Source organism: Arthrobacter pigmenti (assembly GCF_011927905.1).
GTDB classification, from domain to species: domain Bacteria; phylum Actinomycetota; class Actinomycetes; order Actinomycetales; family Micrococcaceae; genus Arthrobacter_D; species Arthrobacter_D pigmenti.
Window position 1 is genome coordinate 2,854,033 of the sequence record NZ_JAATJL010000001.1, and the last position, 15,474, is coordinate 2,869,506.

Annotated in this window: 15 protein-coding genes; 9 read left to right on the forward strand and 6 right to left on the reverse strand. The window is 63.5% G+C overall.

Going from position 1 to position 15,474, the window contains the following annotated elements:
* Positions 1–13: 13 nt before the first annotated feature.
* The 3 genes from BJ994_RS13340 to BJ994_RS13350 form a co-directional block, all read right to left on the reverse strand.
* The gene (locus tag BJ994_RS13340; RefSeq protein WP_167994807.1) at positions 14–1,207 is read right to left on the reverse strand and encodes a TerC family protein; all 1,194 of its coding nucleotides are present in this window, start codon (positions 1,205–1,207) and stop codon (positions 14–16) included.
* Positions 1,208–1,276: 69 nt separating this feature from the next.
* Positions 1,277–1,849: a TetR/AcrR family transcriptional regulator gene (locus BJ994_RS13345; RefSeq protein WP_342450450.1), complete on the reverse strand. Its 573-nt coding sequence runs from the start codon at positions 1,847–1,849 to the stop codon at positions 1,277–1,279.
* 65 nt (positions 1,850–1,914) lie between these two features.
* Complete coding sequence (locus BJ994_RS13350; RefSeq protein WP_167994811.1) at positions 1,915–2,886, reverse strand: aldo/keto reductase; 972 nt, start codon at positions 2,884–2,886, stop codon at positions 1,915–1,917.
* 121 nt (positions 2,887–3,007) lie between these two features.
* On the opposite strand from BJ994_RS13350, the gene BJ994_RS13355 reads away from it, so the two are divergent.
* The 3 genes from BJ994_RS13355 (at position 3,008) to BJ994_RS13365 (ending at position 4,355) form a co-directional block, all read left to right on the forward strand.
* The gene (locus tag BJ994_RS13355; RefSeq protein ID WP_167994813.1) at positions 3,008–3,694 is read left to right on the forward strand and encodes an SDR family oxidoreductase; all 687 of its coding nucleotides are present in this window, start codon (positions 3,008–3,010) and stop codon (positions 3,692–3,694) included.
* A complete protein-coding gene (locus BJ994_RS13360) occupies positions 3,691–3,972 on the forward strand; it encodes an acylphosphatase (protein ID WP_167994815.1) in 282 nt (93 codons plus the stop codon). The genes BJ994_RS13355 and BJ994_RS13360 overlap by 4 nt, the downstream gene beginning before the upstream one ends.
* 125 nt (positions 3,973–4,097) lie before the next feature.
* A complete protein-coding gene (locus BJ994_RS13365; protein ID WP_167994817.1) occupies positions 4,098–4,355 on the forward strand; it encodes an SHOCT domain-containing protein in 258 nt (85 codons plus the stop codon).
* A gap of 42 nt (positions 4,356–4,397) precedes the next feature.
* Here BJ994_RS13365 and BJ994_RS13370 read toward each other — a convergent pair whose 3' ends face one another.
* Positions 4,398–5,699 carry a cation:proton antiporter gene (locus BJ994_RS13370; RefSeq protein ID WP_167996023.1) on the reverse strand — a complete coding sequence of 434 codons (1,302 nt, stop codon included), beginning with the start codon at positions 5,697–5,699 and terminating at the stop codon, positions 4,398–4,400.
* A gap of 119 nt (positions 5,700–5,818) precedes the next feature.
* Between BJ994_RS13370 and BJ994_RS13375 the strand changes: the two genes are divergently transcribed.
* From BJ994_RS13375 to BJ994_RS18005, 5 genes are all read left to right on the forward strand, one after another.
* The gene (locus tag BJ994_RS13375) at positions 5,819–6,991 is read left to right on the forward strand and encodes a GGDEF domain-containing protein (protein WP_167994819.1); all 1,173 of its coding nucleotides are present in this window, start codon (positions 5,819–5,821) and stop codon (positions 6,989–6,991) included.
* Between the two features lies 1 nt (position 6,992).
* A complete protein-coding gene (ybaK, locus tag BJ994_RS13380; protein ID WP_167994821.1) occupies positions 6,993–7,463 on the forward strand; it encodes a Cys-tRNA(Pro) deacylase in 471 nt (156 codons plus the stop codon).
* Between the two features lie 79 nt (positions 7,464–7,542).
* On the forward strand, positions 7,543–8,457 hold the full coding sequence (locus tag BJ994_RS13385) for a diacylglycerol/lipid kinase family protein (RefSeq protein WP_167994823.1): 915 nt from the start codon (positions 7,543–7,545) through the stop codon (positions 8,455–8,457).
* Between the two features lie 336 nt (positions 8,458–8,793).
* Positions 8,794–10,335 (forward strand): M23 family metallopeptidase, encoded by a 1,542-nt coding sequence (locus tag BJ994_RS18000; RefSeq protein WP_245192296.1) that lies wholly within the window; start codon positions 8,794–8,796, stop codon positions 10,333–10,335.
* Between the two features lie 119 nt (positions 10,336–10,454).
* Complete coding sequence (locus BJ994_RS18005; protein WP_209066850.1) at positions 10,455–11,060, forward strand: cupredoxin domain-containing protein; 606 nt, start codon at positions 10,455–10,457, stop codon at positions 11,058–11,060.
* Positions 11,061–11,077: 17 nt separating this feature from the next.
* On the opposite strand, the gene BJ994_RS13405 is transcribed toward BJ994_RS18005, so the two are convergent.
* The gene (locus BJ994_RS13405) at positions 11,078–12,106 is read right to left on the reverse strand and encodes a substrate-binding domain-containing protein (RefSeq protein ID WP_167994825.1); all 1,029 of its coding nucleotides are present in this window, start codon (positions 12,104–12,106) and stop codon (positions 11,078–11,080) included.
* 38 nt (positions 12,107–12,144) lie between these two features.
* Positions 12,145–13,830, reverse strand: a complete 1,686-nt coding sequence (locus BJ994_RS13410; RefSeq protein WP_209068249.1) for a glycoside hydrolase family 13 protein — start codon at positions 13,828–13,830, stop codon at positions 12,145–12,147.
* A gap of 276 nt (positions 13,831–14,106) precedes the next feature.
* Between BJ994_RS13410 and BJ994_RS13415 the strand changes: the two genes are divergently transcribed.
* A complete protein-coding gene (locus BJ994_RS13415) occupies positions 14,107–15,393 on the forward strand; it encodes a sugar ABC transporter substrate-binding protein (RefSeq protein ID WP_167994829.1) in 1,287 nt (428 codons plus the stop codon).
* The last annotated feature ends 81 nt before the right edge of the window (positions 15,394–15,474 follow it).

Consider the following 15,474-nt stretch of genomic DNA (forward strand, 5'->3'; position numbering starts at 1 on the left):
GCCGAACCTCAGGTCAGCGGCTGGGCTCGCGATCCAGCGCAGCCTCATGTTCCTCGTGTGCCCGCTTGATGAGGGCCATGAACTCGTCCTCATTCCGGATGAGCCGCTTGTATTTCTCCGGCTGCTTCCTGAGCATTTCCTCTTCGCGGCGCAGCTTGTTGTAGATCTTCTCGCGCTCGTTGATGTCGGTTTCGTAGTTGAGGTCGAGGTACTCGTTGGCGTGGCGGCGGGCGCCGGAAACCAGGTTCTTTGCCTTGCCCTTGGGGCTCAGCAACGAAGCAAGAACGGTGATGACCAGGACACCGCAGATCACAGCGAGGGAAAGGCCTGTGGTGATTTCGACGACGGGAACCGGCTCACCGTCGTTGATGAACGGCACGTTGTTCTCATGCAGTGCGTGCAGGATCAGTTTCACGCCGATGAAGCCCAAGATCGCCGCGAGGCCGTAGGAGAGGTAGATCAGCCGGTCCAGAAGGCCGTCAATCAGGAAGTAGAGCTGCCGCAGGCCCATCAGGGAGAACGCCGTGGCTGTGAACACGATGAACACTTCCTGGGTCAACCCGAAGATCGCGGGAATGGAGTCCAGCGCAAACAGGATGTCCGTTCCGCCGATTGCCACCATGACCAGGAGCATCGGGGTGAGGACCTTCTTGCCGTTCTCGACCGTGAAGAGCTTGTCGCCGTCGTAATGTTCTGTGGCCGGAAGGAACTTCCGTGCCATCCGGATGATGAAGCTTTCTTCCTCTTCCACGCGCTTGGGCTTCAGGATGTTACCCGCGGTGAGGAGCAGGATCAGCCCGAAGATGTAGAAGACCCACGCGAAGGAGTTGATGAGCGCGGCGCCGAGGAGAATGAACCCCGTCCGCGCGATCAGAGAGAAGACGATGCCGAACAGGAGCACCTTCTGCTGGTCCGCGCGGGGCACCTTGAACGTGGTCATGATGATGAGGAAGACAAACAGGTTATCCACCGAGAGCGCCTTCTCCGTGATGTACCCGGCGAAGTATTCCTGGCCATACGTGGGGCCTGAGAAAACCAGGACCCCGACGCCGAACAGCAGCGCGATGCCCACGTAAATTGCGGACCAGACGCTGGCTTCCTTCAGGGACGGCGTGTGCGCTTTGCGGACGTGGAAGAAGAAGTCGAAGAGTAGCAGCCCCACGATTCCTGCAATTGTCAGGATCCAGACAATGGTGGGTACTTCCATGCGAACGACTCCTGATAAGTAGGCTTTGTGTTCACCGTAGTTTGCTGGCCAGTACAGCCGCAAGACGGGTCAGTACCGAATGGTGTCAATCAGCTTGATGATCCTGTCGATCGTACGGGGATCCGTTTCCTCGGGCATGGCGCCCGTACCGGTGAGGGAGGCGTTGAAGTAGATGCCGTCACCGAGCAGCATCACCAGGTGCACCATGTCTTCGTTCCCGACCGCGTCCATGAGGACCGTAAACCACTGGTTGCGGCACTCGGCGAGCAGTTCATTGGCTTCCGGGTAGGAGCCCTGCGCCAACCGGGTGACCGCCATGTTGCAGCGTTCCAGAGGGCTCGCAATCTCAAGTGAACTCTTGATGTAATACGTGGCCGCGCGTTGGGGTTCTGAGCGCATGACGGCGAGATCGGCATCCACCAGTTCGCGCAGCCTGGTGAAAAGCGCCTGAGCGAGCTCATCCTTCGACTTGAAGTGGTAGGTCAGCCCTCCCTTGGAGACGCCGGCGCGCACAGCGATGGCGTCGAGGGTGGCGCTGCGTTCGCCGTCGTTGATCAGGATGTCCTCGTACGCGTCGATCAGGCGCTGAAGTGTGGTTGGTGCCCTGCCGGTTCGAACCGGCGTCCCTGGCCCTCCGGGCAGTTTCTAACGCGAACGACGACGGCGGGCGCCCACCTCGGGGGGCACCCGCCGTCGTTCGCGTTTTCCTACCAGGCGTAGTCTTCCGGGGCGGTCTTGTGGCCGGGGAAGATTTCGTCGAGGGTGGCGAGGGCGCTGTCGTCGAGCTTTATCTCCAGGGCGCGAAGGCCGCCGTCGAGTTGTTCTTGTGTGCGCGGCCCGATGATTGGCGCGGTGACGGCGGGCTGTGCGAGCAGCCATGCGAGGCCCAGGTCACCCGGATTGTGGCCCAGTGAATCGGCGAAGTCCTCGTAGCGCTGGATCTGGTCGCGGTGCTTCTCGAGGGTGTCGGCGGCCCTGCCCTCGACGCGGCGGACGCCCTCGTTCTCCTTCTTCAGAACCCCGCCCAGCAGACCGCCGTGAAGCGGCGACCACGGGATGAGTCCGAGACCGTATTCCTGGGCTGCCGGAATCACCTCGAGCTCAACTGTGCGGGTCAGCAGGTTGTAGATGGACTGCTCGCTCACCAGGCCGGTGTAGTTGCGGCGGGCCGCGGCGGCCTGTGCCTGGGCGATGTGCCAGCCGGCGAAGTTGCTGCTGCCCGAGTACAGGATCTTCCCCTGTTGAACGGCCACGTCGATGGCCTGCCAGATCTCGTCCCACGGTGTGTTCCGGTCAACGTGGTGGAACTGGTAGAGGTCGATGTAGTCGGTCTGCAGCCGCTTCAGGCTGGCATCGAGCGCCCGCCGGATGTTCAGCGCGGAGAGCTTGCCGTTGTTCGGCCATTCGTTCATGTCGCCGTACAGCTTGGTGGCGATCACGGTCTTCTCGCGACGGCCGCCGCCCTTGGCGAACCAGCGGCCCACAATCTCTTCCGTCCACCCCTTGCTCTCACCCCAGCCGTAAACATTCGCGGTGTCGAAGAAGTTGATGCCGGAGGCGTGGGCGGAGTCCATGATCGAGTGGGCGTCGCCCTCTTCGGTCTTCGGCCCAAAGTTCATGGTGCCGAGGCAGAGACGGGATACGGACAGGCCGGAGCGGCCGAGATGCGTGTACTCCATGGGGTGTTCCTATCGCTCGGGGACTTGAATCGTTTTCCATCCTGCCAAGTCCGGGCCGCCGGCGCTAGGGGGAAATGTTTCCTGCAGCAACATGTCGGAGTGGACCCGTAGGATTTTGCCCATGACTTCCCTGCCCATTGCACTGATCACCGGAGCGTCCCGCGGCATCGGCCGTGCCATCGCGGACGAGCTCGCCCCCACGCACCACTTGCTCCTCGGCGGGCGGGACCGCGCGGCGCTGGAGGCGGCGTCGTCGCAGTACCCCTCGGCGGAGCCTTTCGCGCTTGACGTCCGCGCGGTGACGGAGGCCGATGTCACGGGCATCGACCACCTCGACGTCCTGGTCCACTCTGCCGGCGTCCTGCGGATGGGCACGGTGGCAGAACTCGATGACGATGCCTGGCGGGACAGCTTCGAAATCAACGTCTTCGCGGTGGCCAGGTTGACCCGCTTGCTGCTGCCCGCCTTGCGTGCAGCCGGGGGCCAGGTCATCGCGATCAACTCCGGGTCCGGTTACAACTCCGGCGCAGGGTCCTCCGTCTACAGCGGTACCAAGTTCGCTCTGCGGGCGCTCACGGATGCGCTGCGTGAGGAGGAACGGGCCAACGGCGTGCGGGTCAGTTCCATCCATCCGGGCAGGGTTGCCACTGACATGCAGCAGGAACTTCACGAGTTCGAGGGCAAGGACTACTCCCCCGAAGCCTGGATCCAGCCGGCCCAGGTAGCCAAGGCGGTCCGGCTCGCCGTGGACGCGTCACGGGACTCCACGATCGAGTCGCTGAACATCCGGCCGTCTGGGATGGCATGAGCAACACCGTCCGCCTGGTTGCAACCGTGACGGGCGAGGTTCAGGGTGTCGGCTTCCGCTACCGGACCCGGCAGCAGGCCGAGCAGTTGGGCCTGGTCGGCTCGGCCACCAACCGCCCCGACGGTTCGGTCCTCGTGGTGGCAGCCGGGCCGCCGTCGTCGGTGGAACAGCTGTTGAGGTGGCTGAATTCGGGCGGCACACCCGGCAGGGTCGAGCATGTGGATGCCACCATGCACGACGACGGCGCCAGCCACCTCAGCGGCTTCGACACAGACTAGCGGGCTTGGGTCGCGGGCCGAGCGCAGCGAGAATTGGGCGCCCGCAAATCGCTAGAGCGCCCTCACCAAGGGAGCCGGAGGCCCGGGCTGCTAGGGTGCTGGGACCGATTCTTAGGGGGAGCGAAATGCAGATTCAAGGTTGGCACATCGTCATCATCCTGGCGTTGTTGACCGTCGTGGTGGTGCCGATCGTCATTGCGCTGGCGGTTGCCGCCGGGCATAGGCGCCGAAGCGGGTTGGCTGTCGGTTCCAGCGCACCGCACTCGCAGGAGCGCCCTGCGTCCAAGGAGACGCGCCTGGCTGAGCTGGAGGATCTGCGCCAGCGCCGCGTCATCACGGATGAGGAGTACCGGAAGGCACGCGAAGACATCCTCCGGAACTGAGCGGGCTCAGTATCCGCGTGGCTGCTTCGCGCTTGAACCGGTCTATACCGCGGTGTGCGGCGCCTCCCGTTCGTCTCCGTGCCGGGCCGCTTCCCGCCGTCGTACGCGGTCGAGGGCACGCATCACGGGAGTGGCGCTGACCCCATGAAGCACTACCGAGAGCGCTACCACCAGCCCCACGAAGGCCCATACTTCGTTGGCTTCGGCCGTGAATTCGCCGTTACTGAGCCCATAGCCGATGTAGTACAGCGACCCGATCCCGCGCACGCCGAAGAACGCGAGCGCCACCTTGTCCCGCGTCCCGGTGTGCCCACCCAACAGCCCGAGGTAGCCGGCAAGCGGGCGGACCAGCAGCAGGAAAACCAGGGCGAGGACGACGTCGGTCCACCCGATCGTCTCGAGCAGCCCCCTGGCGATCGCCCCGCCGAGCAAGACAAGGATGACGACGGACAGCAGCCGCTCAAGCTGCTCGACGTAGCTGTGCAGCACACGGTGGTACCCATGGTCGCGTTCAGCCGCCCGGATGGTGATCGCGCACACGAACACGGCCACGAAGCCGTAACCCTCGAACGTCTCGGTCACCCCGTAGGCGAGGAACGTCGCGGCGAGGGCCACAAATCCTTCCGAGTGGTTGGAGAGGCGAAAGGACCGTGAGCGTGCGGAGAAGAAGAGGCGGCCGAGGAGCTTGCCCGTGCCGTACCCCAGCAGGACACCGAACCCGATGCGCCACAGCACGTCGATGAGGAACCACTGTGGGAACCACTCGCTTGGGGCCACACCGACCAGGCTGATGCTGATGGCCAGGTACACGAACGGGAAGGCGAGCCCGTCGTTGAGCCCGGCTTCGGAGGTGAGGCCGAACCGAACTTCATCCTCGCGGTCAAACCCTTCCTCGCCGTCGGCTGGTTCGCCGACCTGCACCTCGGAGGCCAGCACCGGGTCCGTCGGTGCCAGTGCGGCAGCCACGAGGAGCGCGCTCGCCAGCCCGAGGCCCAGAAAAACGTACCCCATCCAGGCGAGCACCAGGATGCAGACCGGCATGACGATGGCAAGCAGGCGCCACGTCGTGGACCAGCCCCGCCAGCCCAGCGGACGGTCAAGCGCAAGCCCCGCGCCCATCAGGGAGATGATCACGCACACTTCCGTGAGGTGAGTGGTGACAACCTCGTACTTCACCGGATCCGGGGTGGGCAGGTAGTCAATCAGCGCGAAGGCCAGCACCCCGCCGCCGAGGAAGACCATGGGCATGGAAATCGGTGCCCGGCGCAGCAGCCGGGGAAGCAGTGCGGCGGCAAAGACAACAATGCCCAGGATCGTGTAGATGATGCTCGGACCCTCGAACAGTTTCAGCATTGCGAAGGTCCCTTCATCACCAATCGGTACCGCCTAAAGATACTCGTTGTTGGGCCCCATCCGTAGCGGGTTCCGGCACCGAATGGGATACTGATCAGGATCTCGACACGATGGGGGCTTCGGTGGAAGAACTGGACACAGCCACCCTTCGCGTTGCCTTCGGCGTTGTTGCCCTCACGCTGCTGTTTCTCTTCTATTTCGTTACCTTCAGGCGCACCCGTTCGGTTTACAGCGCCTGGTGGTGCGGGGCACTCGCGCTGTTCCTGGTCGGGTCTGCCGCGTACCTGCTTGACGGGTCAGTCCACCAGGTTTGGGCCAACCCGCTGGGCAATGCGCTGCTGGTACTCGGTGCGGTCAGCGTGTGGGCGGGTGCGCGGACGCTGCGTACGGCAGGCCCGCCAACGTGGCAGATCCTTGCCGGGCCGGCGGTCACCATCCTGGTCTCGGCGTTCGACAATCCTTCGATCAATGACTGGTCCGGCGGCGGGGTGTTCCTCGGGATGATGACGCTCTTCATCGGGATGGCGTCCTGGGAACTGTTTGTCCTCAAGCGGTACTACAGCAAAATCCGGCAGCCCCTTGCCATAGCGTCCGGACTGTTGGCGGTCTATTATCTGGGCCGGTGGCTCACCTTCCTCGCTGAGGGGCCTGACGGTCCGACGTTCACCGCTTACTTCGACTCCAGCATCACAACGCTCATCACCCTGGTGCTGCTGGTGGTGGTGTCCTTCAGCATGGCCGCCCTCAGCAACGAGCAGGTGACGCATGACCTGCATCTGCGCGCAACGCGTGACGCCCTGACCGGGCTGTTGAACCGGTCCGGGTTCCACGACCTCGCCGTCAACGAGCTGAAACGGATGCGGGACACACAGATGCCTGGAGCGCTGGTACTTGCGGACCTGGACCATTTCAAGTCCGTGAACGATACTTACGGCCACGCTGCCGGCGACGTTGTGCTCCAGGCCTTCGCTGCTGCGTGCGAGGGAACCGTCCGATCGACTGACCTCGTGGGACGGCATGGCGGCGAGGAATTCATCGTCCTTCTGTCCGGTGCGGACGCCCACCGGGCCGAAGCGATTGTGGCGCAGATGAGCAGGCGCCTTGCCGCGACGTCGTTACCGGAGGGCCTGACGGCCCCGACCGTCAGCTACGGGATTGCGCCGATTGACGACGACGGCGCGGACCTGAGCGCAATCATCGCCAGCGCCGACGCCGCCCTGTACGAGGCGAAATCCCTGGGCCGCAACAGGGCGGTGCAGGGTTTGTCCGCCCGGAAGGTCTGAGATGGCTGGCGGAACACCGGCGACGGCGTTGCTCACCAAGCTCGGCGTCCCCTACAACGTACTGAGCTACAGTCACGACCCATCCGCCGAGCACTACGGCACGGAAGCGGCCGAGAAACTGGGCGCTGAACCTGCGCGGGTCTTCAAAACGCTCATTGTGGATCTGGGCGGTAAGACGGCTGTCGCCGTCGTACCTGTAAACCCCACGCTGGACCTGAAGGCAATGGCAGCTGCCTGCGGCCAGAAGCGGGCTGCGATGGCGGATCCCGCTGTTGCGCAGCGACGGACCGGGTACGTGTTGGGCGGAATCTCGCCGCTCGGGCAGAAGCAGCGGAGCCCGCTGGTGCTGGATGAGTCTGCCCTGCGGTTCGACGCAATCCTCGTTTCGGGTGGACGCAGGGGCATGGAGATAGAGCTTGCGCCAGAGGAGCTGCTCCGCGCTACCGGCGGCCGGACCGCGCTGATCGCTTAGGTAGCGGCGGGCGTACTATTGTCTTGCCAGTTGTCCCAATCCCTCCGGCAGGCGAGAGTCCTCAGTGCATAGTCAGGACATGTTGGCGGTCGTAAATTCGTCCGCTGGAACGGCATATCGGCGCAGTGTCGACGCCGTTGCCTCCTTTCTTGCCTCGGCTGCGGGACGGCATGGGTCTTCCTTTGAGCTGGCCCGCACAGCCGACCTTGACGAACTCGATTCGGCACTGAATGGCCTCGATGGCCGGCGCCTCGTGCTTCTGGGCGGCGACGGTTCCATCCACGCCGCGGTGCAGTGCCTCCAACAAAAAGGATCACTTGCCGCTGTGGGGCCGATCGGCATCATCCCGGTCGGAACCGGCAATGATCTAGCGCGGTCGCTGGACATACCGCTGGATGCGCTGAAGGCGGCCGAATGCGTGCTGTCCGGCCGGGCACGGACCATGGAGCTGCTGCTGAGCGAGGATCGCGTCGCGGTCAATGCTGTGCACGTCGGCATTGGGGCTGATGCGGCCGCCAAGGGAGCTGAGGCAAAGAAGAAGCTGTCCAGATTCAAGGCCGGCAAGCTGGGTTATCCCCTGGGAGCTGTGGCTGCAGGCGTCAGCTCACCGGGCTGGAATCTCAGTGTGCGTGTAGACGGGGAACTCCTTCACGACGGATCGCGGCCGCTGCTGATGGCCGCGCTGGGACTCGGCGGCACCGTTGGCGGCGGTGCGAGGCTCATTCCCGCAGCGAACCCACACGACGGCTTTGTCGACGTCGTTCTTTGGGAATCGGTTGGACCTGCCGCCCGCGTGGGGTACGCGTTGGGACTCAAGGACGGCGACCACGCCCGGCGAAGCGATGTCCGGATCGGGCGTGGACAGACGGTTGAAGTCACCGCGATTGACGGCAACGGTTTCAGGGTCAGCAATGACGGTGAACTGTGGGGGCCGTTCACCGACCGGCGTTGGGATGTTGTTTGTGACGCATGGCAGGTAATTGCACCGAAGTAGTTCTTGCTTTTTTATGCTCCTTCTGATTCGTTTCTGATCAGAAAGATCTAACCTGTGAGTTTCCTCAAGGTTTTCACAGGAGAGAACACGCACTCTATCTACATAACAATTCGGCCAGTAGGCTGAAGGCCAGCATCTGCACCATCAAGGCCCTTCGCGGGGCAGCCAGATGAGGCTAAAAGCGCGGATTTATGTGGATTTCCGTCGCTTGCAGTCTCCGACGGGGAAACACATGGGGAGCCACCTGTGACTGAAGTAAGGCCAACATCCGGCCCGGAATTGCGAGGGGTCCGCCGCCGCAGAGCGGTACGATCCGGCCTGAGCGCGTGTTTGGCGTTGGCTGTCATCTATTCGACCAGTTATTCAGGTAGCAGCACTCCCAGCCTTGAGGCCAATGGCTCCATCCTCGCGCGGGGCGCCGAAAGTGTTTCCGACACAGACCAGCCGCCCACTGGCATTGTCGGCGAGCAGGTATTGGAACTGCCTTTCATCGAATCACCGTTCGGCCAAACTGACTCGCTGAAGCCCGGACAAAAGATTCCGGATAAGCCGTGGTCAGCGGATGACATCCTCGGTCGCGACAAGTCAGACGCCAGCTCTCCAGCAGCGCAGGGCACCATGGAGCGGCCCGGCAAGGGCATGCTTATCGCACCGCTTCAGTTCCTTAGCACCAGTTCCGTGTTCGGTCACCGGACCAGCCCCATTACGGGCGAGAGCGGCGAGTTCCATATCGGGCACGATTGGGCTGCTCCCTGCGGTACGCGGGTTTTCTCGGCCGACGCCGGTGTGGTGCGTGCAGTTGGTTGGCACCCATGGGGTGGTGGCAACCGGGTGGAATTGGACCACGGGAACGGCCTGGTCACCACCTACAACCACCTCGAAGGAATTGCAGTTGAGGAGGGCGACAACGTTGGCGCGGGACAAGTCATTGCGACTGTCGGAACCTCAGGCATGTCCACCGGTTGCCATCTGCATTTCGAGACAATCCTGAATGGTGAGCACACTGATCCGTCCGGATGGCAGCTGATTCCGCTGGACGGTAGCGGGCCCATTGACATGCCGACCCTGGAGAACTTCGGTCCCGGAGGCGATTCCGGTGGCGAAACAGCCTGGCGTGCCTACCTCGCCTCCGGCGGTGAGCTCAAGCCGATGGCAGCATTCCCTTCGCCTGGCCGGGTTGATGCCGCCACGGCGGAACCGAAGGATGACAAGCCTGCGGAAACCAAGCCGTCGGACAAGCCGAGCGCCAGCGAGAAGCCGAAGCCATCGCCTAAGCCGTCGCCTGATCACGAGCCCACAACTAAGCCGCCGGCTACGAGTGAGCCGGCGGACCCGCCCAAGACGTCGGAGCCGACAAAGCCGCCGACGACCGACCCGACTCCAACACCGACGCCGGATCCTTCGCCTACGCCTACGCCAGACCCGTCGCCAACCCCGGCGCCTGACCCAACACCCACGCCGACCCCGGACCCCACGCCTGACCCGAGCCCAACGCCGACGCCGGACCCAACGCCGATACCTACCCCGGATCCGACACCCACGCCGGACCCAACACCTACGCCGACCCCGGATCCGACACCCGACCCGAGCCCGTCGACGCCGCCGCCTTCAACGCCCGTGCCGCCGGAAGGTACAAACTATTGCGCTCCGGGAGCTGACCGTATCTTCGGCACCAGCGATGAGGTCATCGGTGAGCCTGCCGCGCAGGATCCTGACGTGGTCGTCGTACCGATCTCCACGATTGTCACGACGGTCCTGGCTGACGGAACGGCCACCAACCAATGCGCACCGCTCGAGCAGCCTGCCGCTGCGGCAACACCCACTACCGAGCCATTGCGTGAACCGGAACCCGCAGTCGCTGGAACTACTGGTCCGTAGCACCGCCAGGCCATCCCGGAGCCGCCGTGCAACGAATACCGTTCAGCGGCGGGCCTGTGCCCATTCGAACGCCGTCACCAAACAAAGAGTGGGCCCCCTGATTCCGGGAAGGCACCACCATGAACAGCACCAGCCACAAAGCCGCAGTCCTCACTCTCTCCGCCATGCTCGCCGGTGCTGCCGTCCTCGGCACAGCCGGCGCATCCTCCGCCGCGAGCGCCCCGTCTCTGCCGACGATGACCCAGTCCGCAGAAGCAACAATCACGATCAGCGGCTTCGCCTACACGATTTCCGGCGTGGTGACGCCCGGCGCAACCGTCACCGTCATCAACAACGACAACGAGGCACACACGGTGACCGGCCGCGGCTCCGGTCAGAGCTTTGACACCGGCGCCGTGGCAGGCGGAGCAACGGGAACGTTCACCGCACCGAACACCCCGGGCGAGTACAACTTCGTCTGCATCTTCCACGGCAATATGAGCGGAACGCTCGTGGTTCAGGAAGCGTCCGCCCTGCCTCCGTCGACTGACGACAACGACGACGACGGCGCACCTCAGGACGGCAACATGAATCCCGGCCAAATGGGTGAGATGCCGATAGGCGGTGCAGATACCGCTGCCGAACCGGAGGAAGGCGGCAACCTTGGATTCCTCGCCCTCGGTGGCGGCTTCGTTCTCCTGGCGGCAGCGGGCGGAACCTACATCGTGCGGAAGCGCAGCGAGTAACGGGTCAGCGCAGCGGATCAGCCGTGAAGCTGATCCGTCGGCGCGGACGTGCTCGAACGAATGATCATCTCCGTGTGTGCGGTGTGATTCGTTCGGGCGTCCGCGTCGTCGTCGTCGACCAGCAGTTCGAGCATCCGTTCCACCGCGTGAGCGCCCTGGAGTTCCGGAAACTGGGCAATGGTGGTCAGCCCGAAGACTTCGCCGAGGTCGTGCCCGTCGATACCGATCACCGACAGTGCGTCCGGAACCCGCAGGCCCAGTTCCCGTGCAGCGACAATGGTGCCGATCGCCATTTCGTCGGAGGCACAGAACACCGCCGTTGGCCTGTTCCGGGGATAACCCAACATCTGCTTGGCGCTGGCATAACCACCGGCGATCGTGAAGGGGGCGTACGCGAGCCACGACGGAACGATCTTGATCCCGGCCTGCTCCATCGCCACCTCATATCCACGGCGGCGTCCCTCGGAAATGTTGAAGTCCTTCGCCGCATCCTCCGGACCGCCAATGTAGGCAATGCGCCGGTGTCCGAGACCAACGAGGTGCTCCGTAGCGAGCTGCGCAATGGAGAATTCGTTGACACTGATGGTGTCGGCACCGGGAAGCGGGCCGCCGATTCCGACAATGGGCTTGCCGACCGCCAAGAGCTGCCCCAGTTCGGTCTTGCTGAGCTGCAGGGACACCGAAATCACGCCGTCACAGCGCTGCCGCAACAGAAATTCCGACAGTACGCGATCCCTGTGCTCGGCACCTTCGCTAAGGTTGTACAGCGTCAGGTCATAGCCGGCGTCCAGCAGGGAAGCCGCCACACTATCCACAATCTGCGAGAAGTACCACCGGTTGACCGAAGGCACGACGACGCCGACATTCCGATTCCTGCCCGAGGCCAGCGAAGAAGCCGAAAAGGACGGCACGAAGTCGAGATGCTTTGCTGCCTCAAGAACCTTCAGACGAGCGCGCTCAGAAACCTGTCCGTTCCCGTTGAGGGCACGCGACACGGTTGCGGTTGAGACGCCGGCGAGCGCCGCCACGTCCTTGATGCCAACCACTGCGCCCTCCTTCAGAGCAAAGGACGGGCGCAGTCCTCTCAGCTGGGTCTCAACCACACGCATCGATCCGGAGCCAACATGCCATCGGCTCCTGTTCCTGGGTGACTAGCGGCGATAACCGTGCCCGACGGTAAGTACGATTCGCATTCTCCCATGTTCATGAGCACCATGATGTCCCCGTTAAGGAATACCACGGTGTCAGTGTCCTCAGAGTCGGTAGCCCAGGACAGCGAACCCGCTCCGAGACCGAGCTCTTTCCGCAAACCCAGGGCACGTCGGTAGAGGTTCAGGGTGGAGTCAGGATCGGCCTGCTGAACATCCCGCGAGAGTCCACCCCAACCCTCGGGCTGAGGCAACCATCCGGCGTCGCCCGCTCCAAACCCGTATTGTGGCTCATCTGCCCTCCACGGAAGCGGAACCCGGCAACCGTCGCGGCCCACGCGTTCTCCGCCGGTGCGGATGAAAGCCGGATCCTGGCGTAGTTTGTCGGGAATGTGCTCGTGGTCGGGGAGGCCCAGCTCCTCTCCCTGATAGAGGTAAACCCCTCCCGGAAGTGCGAGCATTGCCAGCGATGCTGCACGCGCGCGGTCCAGTCCGACGCCCTGGTTGTCCGCCCCCAGCCCGGCCTCGATGGCAAACCGGGTGGCATGACGGGGAACATCATGGTTGCTGAGCACCCAGGTGGTGGGCGCGTCAACGCTGTCGAACGCCAGCAGGGAATCCGTGATGATGCTGCGAAGTGCCTTCGCGTCCCACGGATGGTGAAGGTAGGCGAAGTTGAAAGCCTGGTGCATCTCATCCGGACGCACCCACTCAACCAGACGTGACAGCGGATCAACTACCGCCTCCGCGCAGAGGATGCGGTCGCCGTCGTACTCGTTGAGGATGGCACGCCAACGACGGTAAATGTCGTGGACGGATTTCTGTCCGAACATCGGCGCAAGATAACCGGGGTACCCCTCTGTGGAGCAGCCGTCCGGGCGCCCGTCCCAGTTCGGGAGGCCCTCGGCCTTGACCAGGGCATGAGCAACGTCCACCCGGAAACCGCTCACATTCCGGTCCAGCCAGAAGCGGAGGATCCGCTCGAACTCCAGGTGCACGGCAGGGTTGTCCCAGTTGAAGTCCGGCTGGGAAGAATCGAACAGGTGCAGGTACCACTGGCCGGCGGTGCCGTCTGAATTCAGGGTCCGGGTCCAGGCAGAGCCACCGAAGTGGGACTGCCAGTTGTTCGGCGGGTTGACGCCGTTGGGCCCGGCTCCATCCCGGAAGACAAACATTGCACGCTCCGGCGAGCCGGGCTCTGCAGCGAGCGCCTCCTGGAAGAGCCGGTGGTCGCTGGAGCAGTGGTTCGGCACGAGGTCCACGATCACCTTGATGTCCAGCTCGGCAGCGCGGGCAGTGAGCGCATCGAAGTCATCGAGCGATCCGAAAAGGGGGTCGATATCGCAGTAGTCGGCGACGTCGTACCCGCCGTCGCGCTGGGGAGAAGTGTAGAAGGGCGATAACCAGATGGCGTCGACGCTGAGCTCGGCGAGGTGCTCCAGCTCGTGGGTGATTCCCGCAAGATCACCCATGCCGTCCCCATTCAGGTCGCGGAATGACCTCGGATAAATCTGGTAGATCACCGATGAACGCCACCAGGAATTATCCGGGTGAGTTGGGTGGACTGGCTCGTCAAATGCGAGCTCACGGAGGATTGCAGGCGCAGCGGCGGCTACGGACATCGCGTTGGGCATGAGGTACATGCTAATCACGGAACCGTCATTTATGGAAGCGCTTGCAGTAATCAATTTCGGCTCGCCATCTGGAATTCCCGCTCGATCAACCATTTCGAAGGCAGGGGTTGTGGTCTCCGGCCGTAAGCGCTTACGATGTGTTCTGCTTCACTTTCAGTCGTTCATCGTCGAAGTGAGTGCACTGTCCACCTGGCTTCACATCCACCCTGCGCCAACAGCAAAGCGCCTAGTTCGTGCTGCGCGGCGCCACAGAAAGGCTCACCAATGAAGGTGCTCAAAACCAGCCGCCGGGCCTTCGCCACGGCTGCGGTATCCGTCGCAGTCATGGCAATGACCGCCTGCGGAAGCGGATCCAACGATGCTTCCCCCGGCGAATCCTCCGCACCGTCGGACCTCGCCGAAGGCGGATCCACCACACTCACCATGTGGGTGGACGCAGAGCGCGCCCCTGCACTCGAGGAAATTGCCGCGTCCTTCAAAGAAGACACGGGCATCCAGGTCGATCTCGCTGTGAAGGACTTCGCAGCCGTCCGCGATGACTTCATCACCCAGGTACCCACCGGCAACGGACCCGATCTGATCGTCGGCCCCCACGACTGGATCGGAACCTTCATCGAAAACGGCGTCGTCGCTCCCATCGAGCTCGGTGACAAGGCAGCCGAATTCCAGGAATCCGCGATCCAGGCGATGAGCTACAACGGAAACCTGTACGGAGTTCCCTACGCCGTCGAGAACATCGCCCTGCTCCGCAACACCGATCTCGTCGGCGAGCCCGCCGCCACCTTCGCAGAGGTGATCGAGAACGGCCAGGCAGTGGTTGAGGCCGGCGACGCGGAGTTCCCCTTCCTGGTGGGCCTCGATCCCAAGCAGGCCGATCCGTACCACATGTACCCGTTCCAGACTTCAATGGGCGTTCCAGTCTTCGCCCAGAACGACGACGGCAGTTACGACCCCACCAAGCTCCTCCTCGGCGAGCCGAACGGTGTTGAGTTCGCCAAGAAGCTCGTCGAATGGGGTGACAGCGGCATGGGCATCCTGAACTCGAACATCACCGGCGACATCGCCAAGGAGAAGTTCATCGCCGGTGAATCCCCCTACTTCCTCACCGGCCCGTGGAACGTTCCTGCAGCACAGGAAGCCGGGATCAACCTGGCAATTGATCCCCTTCCCACCGTCGGGGACCAGCCAGCCCAGCCATTCATCGGCGTAAACGGCTTCTTCATCTCGTCGCAGAGCTCCAACGCGCTTGCCGCGAACGAATTCGCTGTGAACTACCTGACCACCGAAGCGGCACAGGACGCCCTGTTCAGCGTCGGAGGCCGCCCGCCGGCTCTGACCGCATCCTTCGAGAAAGCCGCATCCGATCCAATCGTTGCCGCTTTCGGTGAGATCGGCGCAAACGGTGTTCCGATGCCCGCGGTACCCGAAATGCAGGCAGTTTGGGCTGACTGGGGCGCCACCGAACTCGCACTGATCAAGGGCACCGTTGAGCCCGAGGAGGCATGGACCACCATGGTCGCCAACATCGAGCAGAAGATCGCCGCTGGCTAGGACCGGCACGCTCAGCCGTTGTGGGCCGGTGACGACAGCCGGCCCACAACGGCACTTCCGACCCACTCGGCTGCTCTCCTC

Bases quoted from the DNA above. Each gene is read 5' to 3' on its own strand.
- BJ994_RS13340 (WP_167994807.1), bottom strand. From the start codon at position 1,207: ATGGAAGTACCCACCATTGTCTGGATCCTGACAATTGCAGGAATCGTG.
- BJ994_RS13350 (WP_167994811.1), bottom strand. From the start codon at position 2,886: ATGGAGTACACGCATCTCGGCCGCTCCGGCCTGTCCGTATCCCGTCTC.
- BJ994_RS13355 (WP_167994813.1), top strand. From the start codon at position 3,008: ATGACTTCCCTGCCCATTGCACTGATCACCGGAGCGTCCCGCGGCATC.
- BJ994_RS13360 (WP_167994815.1), top strand. From the start codon at position 3,691: ATGAGCAACACCGTCCGCCTGGTTGCAACCGTGACGGGCGAGGTTCAG.
- BJ994_RS13365 (WP_167994817.1), top strand. From the start codon at position 4,098: ATGCAGATTCAAGGTTGGCACATCGTCATCATCCTGGCGTTGTTGACC.
- BJ994_RS13375 (WP_167994819.1), top strand. From the start codon at position 5,819: ATGGGGGCTTCGGTGGAAGAACTGGACACAGCCACCCTTCGCGTTGCC.
- ybaK (WP_167994821.1), top strand. From the start codon at position 6,993: ATGGCTGGCGGAACACCGGCGACGGCGTTGCTCACCAAGCTCGGCGTC.
- BJ994_RS13385 (WP_167994823.1), top strand. From the start codon at position 7,543: ATGTTGGCGGTCGTAAATTCGTCCGCTGGAACGGCATATCGGCGCAGT.
- BJ994_RS18005 (WP_209066850.1), top strand. From the start codon at position 10,455: ATGAACAGCACCAGCCACAAAGCCGCAGTCCTCACTCTCTCCGCCATG.
- BJ994_RS13410 (WP_209068249.1), bottom strand. From the start codon at position 13,830: ATGTCCGTAGCCGCCGCTGCGCCTGCAATCCTCCGTGAGCTCGCATTT.
- BJ994_RS13415 (WP_167994829.1), top strand. From the start codon at position 14,107: ATGAAGGTGCTCAAAACCAGCCGCCGGGCCTTCGCCACGGCTGCGGTA.